An 18,650-nucleotide genomic window follows, 5' to 3' on the forward strand; every position below is an offset into this window, starting at 1 on the left:
AATATAGTTATCATGATAATCAAATGGGGTGGGTTGTCAAACTACTTGTGGGTCAGTTTAATGTAAGGAGTGGAGGAGAACAGTCGGTTTACTTAACATTGTAGAGATAGCAGTGGCTCAACTAGGAGCCACAGAAATGATGATTGCACGAAACTAGTAATGAGCTACCTTGGAGCGGCAAAATAAACTTGGCGTTTGTAAAGCTTACGCCACTGGATACCGTCTTCTGATTTCCATATGTCATTATTTATTCCCTCACCCTGACCCCCAATAAGTAATAGATGGTCACCATTGCTCACTATTTGGTGAGAGCCTCTGGCTGAGAAGGGGGCGGAAGAGGTTTCCAGAGTCCAGTTAACCCCATCCTTAGAAGACCATATATCATTGGTATATTCCGCCACTTCTGTGTCCCATCCCCCAATTACCCATAGCTTATTCTTAAAGGCTACAAATTGGTGATCGTAACGAGTATTAAATATTGGGTTAAGCGTTTCTTTTGACCAATTGATACCATCGGTAGATGACCACATGACATCATCTGAACCTAAGTCCCCTTTTCCTCCAAAAACCCAAATTTTATTATTGAAACTGAGTGCCTGATGAAAGTGACGAGATATAAATGGAGGGTTATCTGTGACAAGTGTCCAGTTAATACCATCTATTGATGACCAGATATCTTTTTTTTCTGTATCGCCATAATCTTCGGTACCTCCAATAAGCCATAGCCGCTCATCGTAACTTATGAGTTGATGGCCGAACCGGGCTGAGAATCCAGGAGTCTCTGACTCTAACTTCCAATCTATTCCATCAATAGATGACCAAATGTCATTCTTTAATCCGTGAGATTGCTCGCAACATGCTCCGTCATTACCTCCAATTAACCACATTTTTTTATTGTGGATCGCGACTTGATGTCGAAAACTGAAAGGGAAATTTGGACTGTCTGTCGCTAGTGTCCAATCTGCCCCGTTACTAGATGACCAGATATCATTCTTTGAACTTCCAGAACCACCAATAATCCAATATTTATTTTTATAATAAATAGCTTGATGTTGTGTTCTTGGTGGTATCTCATCAGTTTTTGTGTGTTGTTGCCAATTCACACCATCTATAGATGACCAGATGTCATTTCTTAACCCACTAAACATACCACCTGACCGACCTCCAATTAACCATATTTTTCCAGTAAAACTAATAGCTTGATGGTTTTCACGGGATGAAAAAGGAGTACTTTCGGTTTCTTGCTGCCATCTAACCCCGTCTGTTGATGACCAAATATCGTTTATATTATTTGGGCTGCCACCTTCACTGCCACCAATTACCCAAAGCTTATTGTCATGGGATACTAGTTGGTGGTCTTCTCTCGCCATAAATGGGGTCTCTTCTGATACCTGTTTCCAATGTTCTCCATCCTCTGATGACCAAATTTCACTCTTTGTGAAATCAAATCCCAGGGCGCCGATCATCCATAGTTTATTGTTGAAACTAATTGTTTCTGCAGCCCATCCGATTAAGAATGAGAGGTCTTCTGTAACAAGCGTCCATGTGACTCCATCAGTAGACGACCATACATCATTGTGAAAATTGTCCCCTGTTGAATCTCTATACGCACCACCAATGATCCATAATTTATCATCGTGAGTAATAAACCTCTGTGTAATGCGACTCGGAAAATTGGGATTATCCGTAACCAGTTCCCAGGTAATGCCGTCATCTGATGACCAAATCTCATTATTTTCAGGGTTACTAATAGGACCTAGAACAACCCATAATTTATTATTGTATACGGCGGCTTTAGGGGACCTGGCTAGAGGAAAAGGTGCATTTTGGGTTTGTAGTTCCCAAATAATTCCGTCATTACTGGACCAGATATCATTTTGGTATTCCAAACCATCATAACCACCGATGAGCCAAAGTTTTTCTTTAAAAGCTATTACCTGGTGTCCTTCTCTCCCAGAAAATTCTGAAGTAGTTACTGTGACAGAGGCTTTTGAAGTATCAGAAAGAAGATTGTAGAAAGCTGGCTGGGAGAGAGTGGCAGCTGTATCGGTAACTATTTGACCGTTGATAATACTTAACTGCCCATTTTTACAAGTATTATAGCTTTCTAGATTACACTCATTCTCAGCGCTACGATAAAATAAGATATTGTCATCTGACTCAGAAAACTGAATTTTAGTATCAGATTTGCCTACCCACGCAGTCATACTGATTGTTTTTATTTCAGAGTTAACTTGATAGCTAGATGAAGCGGAAAAGTATTGATTGTCCTGATCTATATTTGCCGTTATGGTAGCTGAGCCTGCGGCTATAGCAGTGATTAAGCCTTCTGAATCAACAGTGACTATTTCTGGATTATTAGAACTATAAGCGATTAAGCCTGAGCCTTGCCCAGTTGCAGTATTTTGTAAACTGTCGCCAAGATATAAATCAATTGAACCAGTATAGGCGAATGTCAAATTCTGTTGGCTCAACGATGAGTCAGACTTCTCACCACCACCACCACCACCACCACCACCACAGCCAGTTAAAAAAATACTAATAAATATAGTGATAAATAATGATAAAATAGGATTAATTTTTATTTTTATCATCGACTCGTCCTTTATGAGTACGTACTTACGTATTAATTAGAGCTAATTTTATATAGAAAATAATAACAGTATTTAGATACTGATTTTAATCCTAAATATTGATAGGGATTGGAAAGGGTTAATAACTATCTACTTTATAGCTCAGGTTTTTGACTAGTTTGATAAAGCAATTACATTTCTTCGGTCGAGATTTCTATAGGCTAGTGCCTCAGCAATTTGAGTAGTACTTATATGTTCAAAATTAGTGAGGTCTGCCAGGGTTCGAGCTACTTTAAGAATACGGTGGTAGCTACGCGCGGATAGTCCCAGTTTTTCCACTGACTGTCGTAAGAGGTGCTTTTCCTTTTCCCCCAAGGCACAGTGTTTTTCCAGCTCTGCGCCTTTTAACAGGTTATTTGTCTTACCTTGCCGCTGTATTTGTTGCTGGCGTGCGGCACAAACTCTCTCTCGCACAGTATCGGAAGTTTCCCCGGGAGCTGAATCCTGCAGTTGCACTGCATTCATAGCACCCACCTCTACTTGCATGTCGATACGATCTAGCAACGGGCCTGAGAGCTTGTTGCGGTATCGATCTATCTGGTCTGGGGTACAGCGACAGCGGGGCTCGCCTAAATAGCCACAAGGGCAGGGGTTCATAGCCCCGACCAGCTGAAAGTGGGCGGGGTAGGTGACTTGGGCTCGGGCGCGGGAGATTCGCACCTCACCATTCTCCAGGGGTTCCCGCAGTATCTCCAGGGCGTGCCTGGGAAATTCGGGCATCTCATCAAGGAATAGGACTCCCCGGTGCGCGAGGGATATCTCACCGGGCCTTGGTGTGCTGCCACCACCGACCAGCGCTGTTGGTGAGGCGCTGTGGTGTGGGGCCCTGAAAGGGCGCAGACTCTGGTGGGGTAGGCCTGCGCTGGAGTAAACGCTCGCTACCTCTAGTGACTCTTCAGTTGTCAGCGGGGGCAATATTCCTGGCAGGCGGCTGGCCAGCATGGTTTTGCCGGTGCCGGGCGGACCGTAAAAAAGCAGATTGTGGCTCCCGGCTGCTGCCACTTCGAGAGCGCGGCGAGCCTTCAGTTGGCCGCGCACATCGGCTAAGTCTGCGCACAGGCGCTCTTCGGCAATAGGCTCTGCAACAGCTTTGGGCATAGATTCACGCCCATGAAGTTCGGCGCAAACCTCCAGCAGGGAGTTGGCAATGCTGACTTCGCCGGTTGCCAGCGCGGCTTCCGCACCGTTCTCGGTAGGCACAACGAGTTTACGGTCTTCATTGGTGCAGGCTACGGCTGCCGGTAAGCTACCACTTACTTCCCGCAAGGCGCCAGTGAGTGCTAGCTCGCCAATAAATTCATAACGTTCCAGAGTTTCGGTGGGAACCTGTCCCGAGGCGCTGAGAATGCCGATGGCGATGGCCAGATCGTAGCGGCCACCTTCCTTGGGTAAGTCGGCGGGGGCGAGGTTCACGGTAATACGGCGCTGGGGGAAGTCGAAATGGCTGTTGATTAGGGCGCTGCGCACACGGTCGCGGCTCTCCCGTACCGCCGCTTCCGGTAAACCCACAATATGAAAAGCAGGGAGGCCATTTGCGAGGTGGGTTTCTACGGTTACCAGAGGTGCAGAGACCCCGAGCTGAGCTCGGGAGTAGGTGACTGAGAGGCTCACGATTTCATCCTTGAAGTGGCTCCCTGGGCTTAGTCCTTGGCGGCGCTGTCTCTCTGCGCCAGGGCTTGCTCCAGCATTTCGACCTTATCCTCGAGTCGTGCCAGCTTTTCCCGGGTCCGGCGCAGTATCTCCACCTGAGTGTCGAACTCACGCTGGGAGACCAATGGCAATTTATCCAGTGATACTTCCAGAGCACTGCGCAAGTCACTGGTCACCACGGCGCCCTGTTGTTGTAGCTCTTTCAGCAGCTGTTGCAGTTTATCTGCTGCCACGGGCATTTCCTCGCTAAATAAGATGGATATGAATAGCACGGGATTGTAACCCAGTGCATTTTTTGGAAAAAGCAGCCTAACAGCGCACCGTTCTGAGCGCACCTTAATCTTTACCTCCCCACTTCAGTGCAAAGGAAGAAAGGCAGTTCCATGTTGGTGCAGCACTTTGCCTCCGAGTTTCTATTCGTACGAATTTTACTAATTCAATTACTCCTAACTTATTGATTTTGCTTGCGGTTGCAGTGTTGGCATCAAGTCTGCAAACAATCTGTGCAGGTGTCCCATTAACGATCATTGGGAGTCTGGGAAAGTAGCAGTTCACGAGACGCAAGCGACCCTCTGTCACACCCGACAGTGAAGGACTGATTGCAGGCGGCGCCATAAAAGCACTCGAAAAAACAGCTTCAAAAGCCTTGGAGGATCAAAGTGGAAAATAAAATGTATAAAGTTGCCACTCTCGTCACCGGTGCCGTTCTCGCACTGGGCGCTGCAAATTTATCGATGGCTGCCGAGGGCGGTCCCAGCATTAGTGCCAATGTGGGTCTTGTTTCTGACTATAGATTCCGTGGTATTAGCCAGACTGATGGAGGCCCCGCATTACAGGGTGGTGTCGATGTCGATTTTGGAAACGGCATTTATATTGGCACCTGGGCATCCCAAGTGGATTTTGATTACGAGACTGATCAAACCGACTATGAACAGGATTTTTACGGCGGTTATAGTGCGGATATCAATGACAGCGTTAGCTTTGATGTTGGCTACATTTATTACGCCTATCACGGCGGAAGTGAAGATGAAGATTATCAGGAAATATACGGCAGCCTGAGTTTTTCAGATTTAACGTTGGGGTTTGCCTATTCCGATGATTATTGGGCGGATACCGGTGAATTTTATTACCCTTATGCGGAATATAGTTTCGCTCTTCCCTCAGATCTTTCTCTCGATCTACATCTGGGATTAAACCTCTTTGAAGAAGAAGGTTTTCTCGATGGATCTGATTCCTATATCGATTACTCCGTTTCCCTCAGTAAAGAATTTGGTGGCTTGAGCCTGAGCGCTTCTTTCGTGGGCACCGATGTTAGCGATAGCGAATGTTACGAGACTGACTGGTGCGAACCTACATTGCTCGCCGGCGCGACTTATACCTGGTAATACAAAAGGGCCTTCGTTAATGCGAGGGCTCTTTTTCTTTAGGGGAATACCATGAAATTAATCACTGCAATCATTAAACCCTTCAAGCTGGATGCTGTGAGAGATGCCCTGCGGGAGTCGGGGGTTAATGGTGTAACGGTCACTGAAGTGAAGGGCTTTGGTCGCCAAAAAGGGCATACGGAATTGTATCGCGGCGCAGAGTATGTGGTGGATTTTCTTCCGAAAACCATGCTGCAAATAGCGGTGGCAGATTCGCAACTGGATGCGGTTATCGAAGCAATTGGTTCCAGCGCGCAGAGTGGCAAGATCGGTGACGGAAAAATATTTGTCGCAGAGCTTGAGCAGGTCGTGCGCATACGTACCGGAGAAACCGGTAATGCAGCAATTTAATTAAAAACCGAAAACATAATTTTAATAAATATCCAGATTTGAACGGAGAGGAATATGGAGAACCAAATTTTTCAATTGCAGTATGCAATTGATACTTTTTACTTTCTGATGTGCGGCGCCTTGGTAATGTGGATGGCCGCCGGCTTTTCCATGCTGGAAGCCGGCTTGGTGCGCTCCAAAAATACCACGGAAATTCTCACCAAGAATGTGGCCCTGTTTGCGATTGCCTGCATTATGTATCTGCTGACTGGCTACGCCATTATGTACGATGGTGGCTGGGCATTGTCCGGTATTGAGGCGTTTAGTCTGGAAGGCGTCCTCAGCGATTCTGCAGAAAATGGTTTTGAAGGTGACTCCGTTTATTCCGGAGCTTCAGACTTTTTCTTCCAGGTGGTTTTTGTAGCTACCGCCATGTCCATTGTGTCCGGTGCGGTTGCCGAGCGTATGAAGCTGTGGAGCTTCCTGGCCTTTGCAGTAGTTTTGACCGGTTTCATCTATCCACTGGAAGGTGCCTGGACTTGGGGTAGTAAAGAGGTTTTCGGCCTGTATAACTTGGGCGATCTCGGTTTCTCTGATTTTGCCGGTTCCGGTATCGTGCATATGGCGGGCGCAGCGGCTGCGCTTGCTGGTGTCTTGCTGCTGGGCGCGCGTAAAGGCAAATACGGCCCCAACGGTCAGGTGTATGCTATTCCCGGTGCTAACTTGCCGTTGGCAACCTTGGGTACGTTTATCCTGTGGATGGGCTGGTTTGGCTTCAACGGCGGCTCGGTGCTGAAACTGGGAGATGCTGCCAGTGCACACTCCGTAGCCATGGTCTTTGTGAATACCAATACCGCTGCTGCCGGTGGTGCTATTGCTGCACTGATCACCGCCCGTATCCTGTTCGGTAAAGCTGATCTGACCATGTTGCTAAATGGTGCCCTGGCCGGTCTGGTGGCAATTACAGCGGAGCCTTCGACCCCGACTGCATTGCAGGCAACCCTCTTCGGTATGATCGCCGGTGTGTTGGTGGTCTTCTCTATCATCACCCTGGATAAGCTGAAAATTGATGATCCGGTGGGCGCTATCTCTGTACACGGCGTTGTCGGCTTGCTCGGTTTGCTATTGGTACCTGTGACTAACAATGATTCCAGTTTCAGCGGGCAATTGATTGGTGCACTGACCATCTTTGGCTGGGTATTCGTCAGTTCATTTGCAGTGTGGTACCTCCTCAAGCTCGTCACTGGTATCCGTGTGAGCGAAGATGAGGAGCAAGAGGGTGTTGACTTGACCGAATGCGGAATGGAAGCTTACCCGGAATTTATGAACAAGTAAGTTAACAGTGTCGGTGCTGCCCCATAGGCGGGGCAGTGGCCTGGGTAAGGTTCTCTCGACGAGGACGAATCAGGGGAAATACTCAAGATGAAATTGATTACGGCTGTAGTAAAGCCCTTCAAATTGGATGATGTACGCACTGCCCTGTCTGAAGTGGGCGTGCAGGGAATGACCGTCACCGAGGTAAAAGGTTTTGGGCGTCAAAAAGGCCATACAGAACTTTATCGTGGCGCCGAATATGTGGTGGACTTCCTACCTAAAGTAAAATTGGAACTCGCTGTTGATGATGAGATGGTGGACTCCGCTGTTGAGGCAATCACCAAGGCGGCGCAAACCGGCAAAATCGGTGACGGCAAAATCTTTATCACAGCTCTCGAAGAAGTCATTCGTATCCGTACCGGTGAAACCGGTAGCGAAGCTGTGTAACCTGTTTGATAACTCTTTCATAACGTAGCGATTGAGTATCATAAGCCCCGCAAGGGGCTTTATACGCACTTCTGATAAGTCCCACTATCTCGCCTTCGATCTTTGTTATCTATTTAGCTTGAAATACCTGCTACGGGTGCAGGCGCAAAAATCTGCATAACTAACTGAAATATTCCCATTTCATTTCCCAACAAAAAACTCTACAGCCTCCTCCTTGTGATACTGGCACGGGGGTGGGGAACTGCCTATAAATTAATCGCCGCTATTGACGCGGTAGGGGATCGCCACTGAAAAGTGGTTGTCAGTTTTGTAGATGCCGCGGGAAAGGGGCGGCACAGAGGTACTCCCTCTGTAACAGGAGTAAAGGTTACAGGGTTTTAGCTATGAAAGATGGTTATGAAGATCAGGGTAAGAACTCTCGCAGCAAGGACTCCGAGGAATTTGCAGAAGAACGCAGTATCACCTCTCGCCAGCGCGCCAGAAGCCAGTTAAGTTCCGATGTAGAGGAGTTTCTCGCCGGTGGCGGCGCGATTAGTGAAGTTGATCCAGAAGTTACCGCCGACCCCCCGCGCAAACCGCAGCCAAAATACGGCAGCCGCCCTATCTAATCTCTCTGGTCGCTGTTGCTCCTCCAGCAGGAGGAGTGACAGTTGGCCAAACCCCTCTCAGCCTCTCAGAGCTTTTACCGATTGAGCAGTTTCGGTAGCAGGCGCTCCAGGACTTCGCCGATATAGGATAGGAATAAAGTGCCCAGGCTAGACCGGTAGTACTGGGGATCAGCAGAGCCTACCGCTAGGGTGCCAAGTTGATTGCCCAAAGGAACTACGGCAGCTGAAGCGATATATTGCGCTTTTTCCGCAAATAGGAACTCTTTTTCCCGCTGGCGCAAAACACCACAGATGGGGCGGCCGTTACGAATTATTCCGCCAATTGCCGTCTCGGCATCGGAAAATGTGCTGGTCTGAACTTGTCCAAGGCTTTGGCGGGGGGCAGATAATGGCTCGAACAGAGTCAGGCTGGTGAACTCAACATTGAAGTCAGCGGCGAAACTGGCGTAGAGAGCTTCTGTGACTTCGCCGATATTTTCAGCTTCCAGCAGTTCAAGGATAAGTCGGCGGCTATTGAAAAATAACTGGTCGTTGTCCCGGGCGTTGTGCAAGAGCTGGTCGAGGCGCTGGCGCATTTCGATATTGCGCTCACGCAGCAAATTCGTTTGGTGGGTCATCAGCGACACGGTCTTGCCATTTTCCCGCGGCAACTTGATAGTTTCCAGCAGTTCCATGCGCTCTTCAAAGAACTCCGGGTTTTGAATCAGGTAGCGGGCTACCTGCCGTGCCAGCAGTTTATCGTCACGCTGGGTTTCCTTGTGAGTGTCGCCGGCAATCTCTTCGGGGGGCTGATTGGCGTCTGTGTGTTCCATTGTGTTTGCTTTTTCTGGCACGGGGATGGGGCATCGGACAACTGATGTGGCGAAGCGTTCTGCTCTCTGAGTTATCCCGTACCCGCTTGTGGCGGGTTTACTGCCAAATACCCGGACAATTGTTTAGAGAATAATCTGCCCGTGAAAAACCGTGGTTGCGGGCCCGGTCATAGTAACTGGCTGGCCGGGTCCGCTCCAGTGAATTGTCAGTGTGCCACCTGGGAGCTGAATTTGGACTTTGTCATCCACCAGGTTTCGCAGGCGAGCGTATACCATGGCAGCACAGGCGCCGGTGCCACAGGCACGAGTTTCGCCAACCCCGCGCTCAAATACCCTGAGCTGGGCTTCGGTGCGTGTATCCACTTGCAGAAAGCCAGCGTTGACCTTTTGCGGGAACCGCGGATGGCGTTCAATTAGGGGCCCGAGTCTTTCTACCGGTGCGGAAGTGATATCTTCCACCAGCAGAATCGCGTGGGGGTTTCCCATGGATACAGCACCAATGGTGAAGGTCTCCCCGTCCACTTCCAGGGGATAGGACTCTGCACGGCGATCGGCGGAAAAAGGTACTTTTTGGGGCTCGAGGACCGGTGCCCCCATATCGACACTAACCTGATCCCCGTCCAGCACTCTCAGGTGCAGTAAACCGGCGGCAGTTTCTACCTGGATATTTTTCTTACCGGTAAGGCGGCGTTCACGTACAAAGCGGGCAAAGCATCGGGCGCCATTGCCGCAATTTTCCACTTCGCTGCCATCGGCGTTAAATATGCGATAGCGAAAATCCGCCTCGGGTGTGCGGGGCGGCTCCACCAGCAGTACCTGGTCGCAGCCCACGCCGAGGCAGCGGTCTGCCAGGCGACGAGTTTTTTCCGGGGTCAGTTTAATTTTTTGGCTGACGCCGTCGAGCATCACGAAATCGTTGCCGAGCCCATGCATCTTGCTGAATTTAACGCGCATTCCATTTCTCTGTTCGTACTGATTTTCCGCGGCGTTAGCTGCGGTTTGGGGCCCGGACTGAAAAATGGACCCCACTGCGATGCAAGTAGCTGATCAGGCTTTTTTGGGGACAGTGGTCTCACCGCGAACCAAGTCGGCAAAAGTCTCCCGCTCACGCACCAAGTAAGTCTTGTCGCCATCCACAAGCACTTCAGCTGCGCGACAGCGGCTGTTGTAATTGGAACTCATGGTGAAACCGTAGGCACCGGTCGACAACATGGCTAACAGCTGCCCCTCTCGTAGAGATTGGGAGCGATTTTTACCCAGGAAGTCGCCCGTTTCGCATACCGGACCGACAATATCCCACAGGGTACTTTCACTCTCGTCCGGTGTCACTGGCACAATATCCTGCCACGCTTGGTAAAGGGCTGGACGCAGGTTGTCATTCATGGCGGCGTCGACGATAGCGAAGTTGTGTTCTTCGGTACGCTTCAGGTATTCGACCCGGGTCAGCAGGGCGCCGCCGTTCGCGGCAATAGAGCGGCCGGGTTCGAGAATCAGGGATAAATTGCGTTCGCCGATACGCTTGTGGACCTCCGCCAGGTAATCCCCGACAGGGGGTGGTTCCTCACCCCGATAGCGCACACCGAGGCCTCCGCCCAGATCCAGGTGTTCCAGGGTAATTCCCAGCTCGGCGAGCTGATCGATAAGAACCAGCAGGCGATCGAGTGCATCCAGGAAGGGGGCAACTTCGGTGAGCTGGGAACCGATATGGCAGTCCACACCGGTAATTTTCAGGTGCTCGGAATCCGCCGCGTGCTGATAAACCTCGATCGCCTTGTCTATGGCGATGCCAAATTTATTTTCTTTGAGACCGGTGGAAATATAGGGGTGGGTTTGGGCATCCACATCGGGATTGACCCTGATGGAAATCGGGGCGGTCTTGCCACACTCTGCGGCCACGCGCTCAAGGCGATCAATTTCCGCTTCTGATTCAATATTGAAGCAGTGCACTCCAACGTCGAGAGCGCGCCGCATTTCCTCTGAGGTTTTACCCACTCCAGAAAATACGATTCGCGATGGGTCGCCGCCGGCGAGCAGCACTCGCTCAAGTTCCCCGCCGGAAACAATATCAAAGCCCGCCCCCAGCTGTGCCAGCAGTGACAGAATGCCCAGGTTACTGTTGGCTTTCACTGCGTAGCAAATTAATCCGGGACGATTGCCGAGGGCCTCGGCGTAATCCCGATATTGCCGTTCAAAGTGTGCGCGGCTGTAGACATAAGTGGGGGTGCCGAAACGCTCGGCAATTTGTTCCAGTGAAACCTGTTCAGCCCACAGGCTACCGTTGCGATAACTAAACTCTCTCATATGGCCGGTTCTTACTCTTCTAAATCTTCCTCGACATTGGAGTCATCCGCTGTGCCCGATTCGTCGTCGACTTCGATAGTCGGGCCGGTCTCAATGGTGTCATCGATATCAAAGTCGGGTCCGTAGCCGTCTTCAGATTCAATTTCATCAACGGTTTCCACCGCTTGCTCTGCTGCAGAGCCGGGCTCGCCGGGTTGTGCTGCACCACTGGTGGGTACTGTCTCGGGCGGGCCACCTGGAATATTGGAGGCGGGCATGGCGGGGTCCTGTGGAAGATAGAGAGGACCTTTTTGGCCACAGCCCAGTAACAGTGCGGTGGCACCGATGGTGATGGTTAATAGAGAGAGTCGTTTTTTGAGCATCGATAACATCCTGAGAGTCGGAGATTCGCAGCGGCAACCGGCAAAAGCCTGATAGTATAGCGGCCCACCTGATTCAACACATTACACGGTAACAGAAGTAACCAAAGATGAGCCAAGCGGAATATGATGCGGCTGTGGAGCAGACTCTAATCGGTATTGAGGATGCACTCGATCACTGCGATTGGGATATCGACTACGAACGCAGTGATGCGGTGCTGACCCTGACCCTGGAAGACAATGGCAGCCAGGTAATTCTCTCGCGCCAGTCTGCCAACCGGGAGTTGTGGATTGCGGCCAAATCCGGTGGCTACCATCTCTCTTTTGAAAATCCCGGTTGGAAGTGCACCACGACCGGTGAGGACCTGCCGACTTTGCTCGACCGCGTATTGAGCGAGCAGCAAGGCGAACAGGTTTCCCTCGGATTATCCGCTTAAACAGCGCTTAAGTGCGCTGCGAAATCTCTTCCCGTGCGCGTTTACAGGCCGCGCGCACTTGGTTTGGTGCGGTACCGCCAATATGATCGCGAGCCGCAACCGAGCCCTCTAAAGTCAGCACCTCAAATACATCTTCGTCAATTTCTGTTGAGAACTGTTGTAGTTGGGCCAGGCTGAGTTCAGATAAGTCTTTATCCTGTTCAATGGCAAAGGATACGGACTGCCCGACAATTTCGTGAGCATCGCGGAAGGCCACCCCTTTGCGTACCAGGTAATCGGCCAGATCCGTCGCGGTGGAGAAGCCTTTGGCCGCAGCTTCCAGCATATTTTCTTTTTTTGCCTTCAGTGCCGGCGCCATATCGGCAAATGCACGCAGGCAATCCAGTGCGGTATCGGCGGCATCGAATAGCGGCTCTTTATCTTCCTGGTTGTCTTTGTTGTAGGCCAGCGGTTGGCTCTTCATCAATGTGAGCAGCGCAATCAGGTGGCCGTTAACCCGGCCGGTTTTACCCCGTACCAGCTCCGGAACATCGGGGTTTTTCTTCTGCGGCATAATTGAGGAGCCGGTGCAGAAGCGATCGGGCAGGTCAATAAAGTCGAACTGGCTAGAAGTCCACAGCACCAGCTCTTCACTGGCCCGAGACAGATGGGTGAGCAGCAGTGCGGCGAAAGCACAGAACTCGATAGCGAAGTCCCGGTCGCTGACTGAGTCGAGGGAGTTTTCTGTGGGGGCATCGAAGCCAAGCAGCTCCGCTGTGCGTGCGCGATTGATCGGATAGCTGGTGCCGGCCAGTGCTGCGGCCCCCAACGGTGAGCGGTTAACCCGTTTGCGACAATCCATCAGGCGCTCGAAATCCCGGCTCAGCATGGCATTCCAGGCCAGTAAGTGGTGGCCAAAGGTCACCGGTTGCGCGCTCTGTAGGTGAGTAAAGCCGGGCATAATGGTATCGGCCTCGCGCTCTGCCAAATCGACCAAGCCATTTTGCAGGCGGGTCAGTTCGGTAGCAATCAGATCGATGCGTCCACGCAGCCACAGGCGGATATCGGTTGCCACCTGATCGTTGCGCGAGCGGCCGGTATGCAGTTTCTTGCCAGTGGCACCAATGCGTTGGGTCAGGCGTGCTTCGATATTCATATGGACATCTTCGAGCTGCACAGACCAGGGAAATTCTCCCGATTTTATCTCTTCGGCGATGCCCTTCAGGCCGTCGGCTATCTTGTGATATTCATCAGCACTTAATACCCCCACTTCTGACAACATCTGCGCGTGGGCAAGTGATCCCTGGATGTCTTCCATGGCCATGCGCTGGTCAAAAGTCACCGAGGCGGTAAATCGCTCGACAAAGGCATCGGTGGCTTCACTAAAGCGGCCGCCCCAGAGTTTGGCGGCAGGATTGTTGGCGGACTCGGAGGGGGATTTTTCGTTACTCATGGTTTTCCTGGCTGCAGTGAGATGAAAGGCTGGGGAGCTTGGTGATATCTTGCGCTTGGAACTTTGGGACAATCAAGAATAACAACTGCATGTCATTCCCCTGGCCGTCGGGCATTATAACGCAGAAAATTCGAAAATATCGCACAGGAAATAAGGATTCTGCGCTATCTGGGCAGCTTCCGTTTCTGCCAGACCTCTGTAGTGTCACCTCTCTAGCGGTACTGGTGTTGATGGGGGAATTGCTGGCATTGGTGCTGGTCCTGGCCCTGGACGGTTTACCGGAATTCAGCTGGCAGCGCCTGGGGCTGATCTCTCTGGTGATCCAATGGGTGATATTGCCCTCGGCCGCGCTACTTTGCCGGCTTCGGCCGAGCCTGGCGAAAATGCCCCACAAACTCGCTGGCGGCTTGAGTTTTATTGCAGTGCTGTCGGTGCTCATATTGGTGATGGCAGTGCAGCGCTCCCTGCGCGCGGTGCTGTTACAGACCAGCTTTGACAGCTGGGGGTTTGCGGGCGACTGCCTGCTTGGGGCTATTTGTGCGGGGGTGGTATTGCGCTACGCCTATCTTCAGCAGCAACTCTATAACCAGCAGCAGGCGGAGCTCGGTGCCCGAATTGAGGCACTTCAATCGCGGATTCGCCCCCATTTCCTCTTTAACAGTATGAACAGCCTGGCTAGTTTGATCGCTGTTGATCCTGATCGCGCGGAGCGATTGGTAGAGGATTTATGTGCATTATTTCGTGCAAGCCTCGCCGATCCAAAGCTGGTGCCTTTAGCGCAAGAGATTACTCTAGCCCAACGCTATTTAGAGATTGAAGCCCTGCGTCTGGGGGAGCGTTTGCGCCAGAGTTGGCAGCTAGACGCGGGCCTGGATAAGGTTCAGCTGCCCAGTATGTTGCTTCAACCCCTATTGGAGAATGCGGTGTTGCACGGTGTGGCACAGTTGCGGGCAGGTGGAGAGATCAGTGTACAACTCTCGCAAGAGGGGGGCATGTTCAAAGTTGTTATTGAAAACCCATTGCCACAGGATAGTGCAGTTCCTACGAAGACTGGTAATGGCATGGCGACAGAGAATATTCGCCAGCGTCTCACCGCCTACTACGGCGATCGCTTCAAATTTACCGCCCGTCGGGAGGAGGGCCGGTACCGGGTCATACTACAGCTACCCTTATCTCCCCGGGAAGTGGACCGGCGGGAAACAGAGACCACCATAAAATCCAAGAAAACTATCGAGGTGATGGAGTGACCCAATTGCGCGTACTGATTATTGATGACGAGCCTTTGGCTCGTGCCCGTCTGCACCGGCAGTTGGAGAAGATTGATAATTGTATTGCTGTGGGAGAAGCGGCAGATATTGAAGTTGGATTATCACAGATCCGCGAACTCGACCCGGACCTTGTGCTATTGGATATTGAAATGCCCGGTGGTAGCGGCCTGGAATTGGCTCAGCAGTTATCCAGTTTTGCGTGTCCGCCGGCAATAATTTTCTGCACTGCTCACGATGAGTTTGCTTTGCCCGCTTTTGCCACCTCAGCGGTTGGGTATCTATTAAAACCTGTGAATGTTGAACAGCTGCGGGAGGCAGTTTCCAAAGCACAGCGTTTGAGTAAGCCGCAGCAGCAGTTGTTAACTAAGCAGGATCAGGTGGAGCCCATTGGTCGGAGCCGTATCAAGGCGATTAGTCGCCTGGGGGTAGAGCTGCTGGATGTAGACTCTATCCGTTGCCTGATCGCCGACAGCAAGTATGTTGTAGCCTACCACCCCGCTGGAGAGACCATTCTGGATGAGTCATTAAAAGAGTTAGAGGGTGAGTTTGGGCAGCGATTCGTGCGTATACATCGCAGTGCGCTGGTGGCCGTACAATATATAGCCGGGTTGAGACGGGATGGTACAAATTACCGGGTAGAGCTGGACGGTGTAACAGCAGCGCCGCTGGTGAGTCGGCGTATGCTGCCTTCGGTAAAAGGCCTAATCGCAGAGATGTGTTAGAACTTAAATGCTTCCGCGGATAAAAACAGCGAGTACGGTTGCCACCATTAATTCCAAAAACATACCCTGATTATTCGCGCCTGCCTGGGTTTATGAAAAAACGGCCTCTTACCTAACTTTTATTCCCACTTCACACCTGCGATATCAATAAGTGAACCGATGGTAAAGTTGGACGTTGCTACCATCAACGTGCATATCAATATAAATAAACCCGGGTCTTACATCATTTACGCGAACACCGTCATCGGCAACTTCCCAATTGAGTAGACCGACGATCAGTGTATCGGCAGCTCCTTTACTTGCTGCTTAAGCGGCCGGTAACTAATGGCAGCTTGGTATCCCATCAGGGCGAGTAATCGGGCTGTAGTGGTACCGATGATCCGGTTGCCGCCAGTGATCAAAGCGACTTTTTATTCACTTTGACTGTCCACTCTATAAACGGGATTTTCGCAGGAATTCGGAGGCTCAGAGAGAGGTTATGTTTCCTCCAATAAAAGCGTTGCAAGTAGAGGCCAACAAGGATATTTATTATCGGGCGGGATCAGCTTTTGCTCCGCAGAGATGTCCGCAGTGGACTATAACGGGTGAGAACCGTTTACAAGCCTGGGGCCTGTAAACGGTTTTGATCTGGCTGGATCGGGGGCTAGTAGAGTTGAGGACCACCGTCTCCGTACTCTGAATCATTTTGCAGACTCAACTCTCCAGCGGCACTATTTAAGTACTCGGCATCGGATTCGGATTTGAGTTTAATCATCAGGCGCAAATCGTTGGCAGAGTCGGCGTGGGAGAGGGCATCCTCATAGGTAATTTCTCCTCCATCGTAGAGCTCGTAGAGTGCCTGGTCGAAGGTCTGCATTCCCTGCTCACCAGAGCGCTTCATCAACTCCTTGATCTTATCCACTTCGCCCTTGCGAATCAGGTCCGACATCAGTGGGGTATTGATCATGATCTCAAGGCAGGCACGGCGGCCATCGCCATCGGGGGTCGGTACCAGCTGCTGGGCCACCATCGCCTTCAGGTTGAGGGACAGGTCCATAAACAACTGTTTGTGGCGGTCTGCCGGGAAGAAGTGAATGATCCGATCTAGGGCCTGGTTAGCATTGTTGGCGTGGAGGGTGCACAGACACAAATGGCCGGTCTCGGCGAAAGCGATGGCGTGGTCCATGGTTTCGCGGGAGCGCACCTCACCGATCAGAATAACATCTGGTGCCTGACGCAGAGTGTTTTTCAGGGCTACATCGAAAGACTCGGTATCCAGGCCCACTTCGCGCTGGGTCACAATACAGCCGCGATGCTGGTGGATAAATTCGATCGGGTCCTCAATGGTGATGATATGGCCCTTGGTGTTCTCATTGCGGTGGCCGATCATGGAGGCGAGGGATGTGGACTTACCGGTACCGGTGGCGCCCACAAAAATGATCAGCCCGCGTTTGGTCATGGCCAGGTCTTTGAGTACGTCGGGTAGTCCGAGTCCATCGATAGTGGGGATTTTGGTTTCGATGCGACGTAGCACCATACCCACCAGATTGCGCTGAAAGAAGGCCGATACCCGGAAACGCCCCACGTTGCGCACTGCAATCGCGAAGTTCAATTCCTTTTGCTCGGCAAACTCGCGCCGCTGTTTCTCGTTCATGGTTCCCACCACCAGCTCGCGCGCTTTCTCTGGCGTGAGCGCGGTGCTGCTGCAGGGCACCACTCGGCCGTGCAGTTTGATGGAGGGCGGGACGCCCGCCGTGATAAATAAATCCGAAGCGCCCTTCTCTACAACCAGTTGTAGAAGTCTTTCAATATCCATGGTGATTACCGCGTTTTATCTCGACTTTTCTTCCCCAGATTGGGGGCGGGTTTTGGCCGTTTAGAAGTTCTCCGGCATCTTGGCTTTTTCGCGAGCCACTTCGCGACTGATAATGCGGCGTGCCACCAGGTCTTCCAGACATTGGTCCATGGTCTGCATGCCGACGCTGGCTCCGGTCTGGATGGCCGAGTACATCTGCGCGATTTTGTCTTCGCGGATCAGGTTACGGATGGCTGGGGTACCGCGCATAATTTCGTGGGCAGCGACCCGGCCACCGCCGTTTTTCTTCATTAGCGTCTGGGAGATAACGGCCTGAAGGGATTCCGACAGCATTGAACGCACCATGGCTTTCTCCTGCGCCGGGAATACATCCACCACACGGTCAATGGTTTTGGCGGCGGAAGTGGTGTGCAGGGTGCCGAATACCAAGTGACCGGTCTCTGCCGCAGTCAGAGCCAGGCGAATGGTTTCCAGGTCCCGCATCTCACCTACGAGAATGATATCCGGGTCTTCACGCAGTGCAGAGCGCAGTGCTTCGGCAAAGCCGTGGGTATCCCGGTGCACCTCACGCTGGTTCACCAGGCATTTCTTGGATTCGTGCACAAATTCGATCGGGTCCTCGATGGTGAGGATATGCTCGTATTTGTTGTCGTTGATGTAGTCCATCATCGCCGCCAGGGTGGTGGACTTACCGGAACCCGTGGGCCCGGTTACCAGCACCAAGCCACGGGGAGTATCTGAGATCTGCTTAAACACCTGACCCATTCCCAGGTCTTCCATAGTGAGAACTTTGGAGGGAATGGTCCGGAATACGGCGCCGGCACCCCGGTTGTGGTTAAACGCGTTTACACGAAAGCGGGCGACACCGGGGACTTCAAAAGAGAAGTCTGTTTCCAGCAGTTCTTCGTAATCCTTGCGCTGCTTATCGTTCATGATCTCGTAGATCAGGCCGTGTACCTGCTTGTGCTCCATCGAGGGCAGGTTGATACGGCGCACATCGCCGTCGACACGGATCATCGGCGGCAGGCCCGCCGATAGGTGTAAGTCCGAGGCGTTTTGCTTGGCGCTAAAGGCGAGGAGTTCAGTGATATCCATACTGCTACCTTATGGTTCTTGTT

At 51.5% G+C, this 18,650-nt stretch carries 18 protein-coding genes; 8 read left to right on the forward strand and 10 right to left on the reverse strand.

Annotated features, from left to right (window positions below):
- Positions 1-164: 164 nt before the first annotated feature.
- The 3 genes from ACJJIE_RS18025 to ACJJIE_RS18035 all read right to left on the reverse strand — a co-directional run bounded on the left by ACJJIE_RS18025 (position 165) and on the right by ACJJIE_RS18035 (position 4,516).
- Positions 165-2,594, reverse strand: a complete 2,430-nt coding sequence (locus ACJJIE_RS18025; protein ID WP_444892559.1) for a Kelch repeat-containing protein — start codon at positions 2,592-2,594, stop codon at positions 165-167.
- A 153-nt stretch (positions 2,595-2,747) separates the two neighbouring features.
- Positions 2,748-4,244, reverse strand: a complete 1,497-nt coding sequence (locus tag ACJJIE_RS18030; protein ID WP_444892560.1) for a YifB family Mg chelatase-like AAA ATPase — start codon at positions 4,242-4,244, stop codon at positions 2,748-2,750.
- 29 nt (positions 4,245-4,273) lie between these two features.
- Complete coding sequence (locus ACJJIE_RS18035; protein WP_108735120.1) at positions 4,274-4,516, reverse strand: accessory factor UbiK family protein; 243 nt, start codon at positions 4,514-4,516, stop codon at positions 4,274-4,276.
- Between the two features lie 438 nt (positions 4,517-4,954).
- Here ACJJIE_RS18035 and ACJJIE_RS18040 point away from each other — a divergent pair, with 438 nt between their 5' ends.
- The 5 genes from ACJJIE_RS18040 (at position 4,955) to ACJJIE_RS18060 (ending at position 8,406) form a co-directional block, all read left to right on the forward strand.
- Positions 4,955-5,668, forward strand: a complete 714-nt coding sequence (locus ACJJIE_RS18040) for a TorF family putative porin (protein ID WP_444892561.1) — start codon at positions 4,955-4,957, stop codon at positions 5,666-5,668.
- 51 nt (positions 5,669-5,719) lie between these two features.
- Positions 5,720-6,058 carry a P-II family nitrogen regulator gene (locus tag ACJJIE_RS18045; protein WP_282930336.1) on the forward strand — a complete coding sequence of 113 codons (339 nt, stop codon included), beginning with the start codon at positions 5,720-5,722 and terminating at the stop codon, positions 6,056-6,058.
- 54 nt (positions 6,059-6,112) lie between these two features.
- Positions 6,113-7,372, forward strand: a complete 1,260-nt coding sequence (gene amtB / locus ACJJIE_RS18050) for an ammonium transporter AmtB (protein WP_282930335.1) — start codon at positions 6,113-6,115, stop codon at positions 7,370-7,372.
- Positions 7,373-7,459: 87 nt separating this feature from the next.
- Positions 7,460-7,798 carry a P-II family nitrogen regulator gene (locus tag ACJJIE_RS18055; protein ID WP_108731383.1) on the forward strand — a complete coding sequence of 113 codons (339 nt, stop codon included), beginning with the start codon at positions 7,460-7,462 and terminating at the stop codon, positions 7,796-7,798.
- A 383-nt stretch (positions 7,799-8,181) separates the two neighbouring features.
- Positions 8,182-8,406, forward strand: a complete 225-nt coding sequence (locus ACJJIE_RS18060; RefSeq protein WP_108731384.1) for a hypothetical protein — start codon at positions 8,182-8,184, stop codon at positions 8,404-8,406.
- A 74-nt stretch (positions 8,407-8,480) separates the two neighbouring features.
- On the opposite strand, the gene ACJJIE_RS18065 is transcribed toward ACJJIE_RS18060, so the two are convergent.
- The 4 genes from ACJJIE_RS18065 to lptM form a co-directional block, all read right to left on the reverse strand.
- On the reverse strand, positions 8,481-9,218 hold the full coding sequence (locus ACJJIE_RS18065) for a DUF484 family protein (RefSeq protein ID WP_444892562.1): 738 nt from the start codon (positions 9,216-9,218) through the stop codon (positions 8,481-8,483).
- Positions 9,219-9,341: 123 nt separating this feature from the next.
- Entirely contained in the window at positions 9,342-10,172 is an 831-nt protein-coding gene (dapF, locus tag ACJJIE_RS18070) for a diaminopimelate epimerase (RefSeq protein ID WP_444892563.1), read from the reverse strand.
- Positions 10,173-10,265: 93 nt separating this feature from the next.
- Positions 10,266-11,519, reverse strand: a complete 1,254-nt coding sequence (gene lysA / locus ACJJIE_RS18075) for a diaminopimelate decarboxylase (RefSeq protein WP_444892564.1) — start codon at positions 11,517-11,519, stop codon at positions 10,266-10,268.
- Positions 11,520-11,530: 11 nt separating this feature from the next.
- Complete coding sequence (lptM, locus tag ACJJIE_RS18080; RefSeq protein WP_282930330.1) at positions 11,531-11,881, reverse strand: LPS translocon maturation chaperone LptM; 351 nt, start codon at positions 11,879-11,881, stop codon at positions 11,531-11,533.
- A 107-nt stretch (positions 11,882-11,988) separates the two neighbouring features.
- On the opposite strand from lptM, the gene cyaY reads away from it, so the two are divergent.
- The gene (gene cyaY, locus ACJJIE_RS18085; RefSeq protein ID WP_444892565.1) at positions 11,989-12,315 is read left to right on the forward strand and encodes an iron donor protein CyaY; all 327 of its coding nucleotides are present in this window, start codon (positions 11,989-11,991) and stop codon (positions 12,313-12,315) included.
- A gap of 7 nt (positions 12,316-12,322) precedes the next feature.
- On the opposite strand, the gene argH is transcribed toward cyaY, so the two are convergent.
- Positions 12,323-13,747, reverse strand: a complete 1,425-nt coding sequence (argH, locus tag ACJJIE_RS18090; protein WP_444892566.1) for an argininosuccinate lyase — start codon at positions 13,745-13,747, stop codon at positions 12,323-12,325.
- Between the two features lie 89 nt (positions 13,748-13,836).
- On the opposite strand from argH, the gene ACJJIE_RS18095 reads away from it, so the two are divergent.
- Together ACJJIE_RS18095 and ACJJIE_RS18100 are read left to right on the forward strand one after the other, a co-directional pair.
- The gene (locus tag ACJJIE_RS18095) at positions 13,837-14,994 is read left to right on the forward strand and encodes a sensor histidine kinase (RefSeq protein ID WP_444892567.1); all 1,158 of its coding nucleotides are present in this window, start codon (positions 13,837-13,839) and stop codon (positions 14,992-14,994) included.
- Positions 14,991-15,737 carry a LytR/AlgR family response regulator transcription factor gene (locus tag ACJJIE_RS18100; protein WP_444892568.1) on the forward strand — a complete coding sequence of 249 codons (747 nt, stop codon included), beginning with the start codon at positions 14,991-14,993 and terminating at the stop codon, positions 15,735-15,737. Before ACJJIE_RS18095 ends, ACJJIE_RS18100 begins: the two co-directional genes overlap by 4 nt.
- A 643-nt stretch (positions 15,738-16,380) precedes the next feature.
- Here ACJJIE_RS18100 and ACJJIE_RS18105 read toward each other — a convergent pair.
- Both ACJJIE_RS18105 and ACJJIE_RS18110 read right to left on the reverse strand, forming a co-directional pair.
- Positions 16,381-17,532 carry a PilT/PilU family type 4a pilus ATPase gene (locus ACJJIE_RS18105; protein ID WP_108731394.1) on the reverse strand — a complete coding sequence of 384 codons (1,152 nt, stop codon included), beginning with the start codon at positions 17,530-17,532 and terminating at the stop codon, positions 16,381-16,383.
- Positions 17,533-17,592: 60 nt separating this feature from the next.
- The gene (locus tag ACJJIE_RS18110; protein WP_108731395.1) at positions 17,593-18,627 is read right to left on the reverse strand and encodes a type IV pilus twitching motility protein PilT; all 1,035 of its coding nucleotides are present in this window, start codon (positions 18,625-18,627) and stop codon (positions 17,593-17,595) included.
- Positions 18,628-18,650 lie beyond the last annotated feature (23 nt).

This window comes from Microbulbifer maximicatervae (SeqCode) (assembly GCF_052467325.1).

What these genes read in the sequence shown, in the direction of transcription:
- ACJJIE_RS18065 (WP_444892562.1), bottom strand. Translation starts at nt 9,218, where the DNA reads ATGGAACACACAGACGCCAATCAGCCCCCCGAAGAGATTGCCGGCGAC.
- lptM (WP_282930330.1), bottom strand. Translation starts at nt 11,881, where the DNA reads ATGCTCAAAAAACGACTCTCTCTATTAACCATCACCATCGGTGCCACC.
- amtB (WP_282930335.1), top strand. Translation starts at nt 6,113, where the DNA reads ATGGAGAACCAAATTTTTCAATTGCAGTATGCAATTGATACTTTTTAC.
- ACJJIE_RS18040 (WP_444892561.1), top strand. Translation starts at nt 4,955, where the DNA reads ATGTATAAAGTTGCCACTCTCGTCACCGGTGCCGTTCTCGCACTGGGC.
- cyaY (WP_444892565.1), top strand. Translation starts at nt 11,989, where the DNA reads ATGAGCCAAGCGGAATATGATGCGGCTGTGGAGCAGACTCTAATCGGT.
- ACJJIE_RS18055 (WP_108731383.1), top strand. Translation starts at nt 7,460, where the DNA reads ATGAAATTGATTACGGCTGTAGTAAAGCCCTTCAAATTGGATGATGTA.
- argH (WP_444892566.1), bottom strand. Translation starts at nt 13,747, where the DNA reads ATGAGTAACGAAAAATCCCCCTCCGAGTCCGCCAACAATCCTGCCGCC.
- ACJJIE_RS18025 (WP_444892559.1), bottom strand. Translation starts at nt 2,594, where the DNA reads ATGATAAAAATAAAAATTAATCCTATTTTATCATTATTTATCACTATA.
- ACJJIE_RS18110 (WP_108731395.1), bottom strand. Translation starts at nt 18,627, where the DNA reads ATGGATATCACTGAACTCCTCGCCTTTAGCGCCAAGCAAAACGCCTCG.
- ACJJIE_RS18105 (WP_108731394.1), bottom strand. Translation starts at nt 17,532, where the DNA reads ATGGATATTGAAAGACTTCTACAACTGGTTGTAGAGAAGGGCGCTTCG.
- ACJJIE_RS18060 (WP_108731384.1), top strand. Translation starts at nt 8,182, where the DNA reads ATGAAAGATGGTTATGAAGATCAGGGTAAGAACTCTCGCAGCAAGGAC.
- lysA (WP_444892564.1), bottom strand. Translation starts at nt 11,519, where the DNA reads ATGAGAGAGTTTAGTTATCGCAACGGTAGCCTGTGGGCTGAACAGGTT.
- dapF (WP_444892563.1), bottom strand. Translation starts at nt 10,172, where the DNA reads ATGCGCGTTAAATTCAGCAAGATGCATGGGCTCGGCAACGATTTCGTG.
- ACJJIE_RS18045 (WP_282930336.1), top strand. Translation starts at nt 5,720, where the DNA reads ATGAAATTAATCACTGCAATCATTAAACCCTTCAAGCTGGATGCTGTG.
- ACJJIE_RS18095 (WP_444892567.1), top strand. Translation starts at nt 13,837, where the DNA reads ATGTCATTCCCCTGGCCGTCGGGCATTATAACGCAGAAAATTCGAAAA.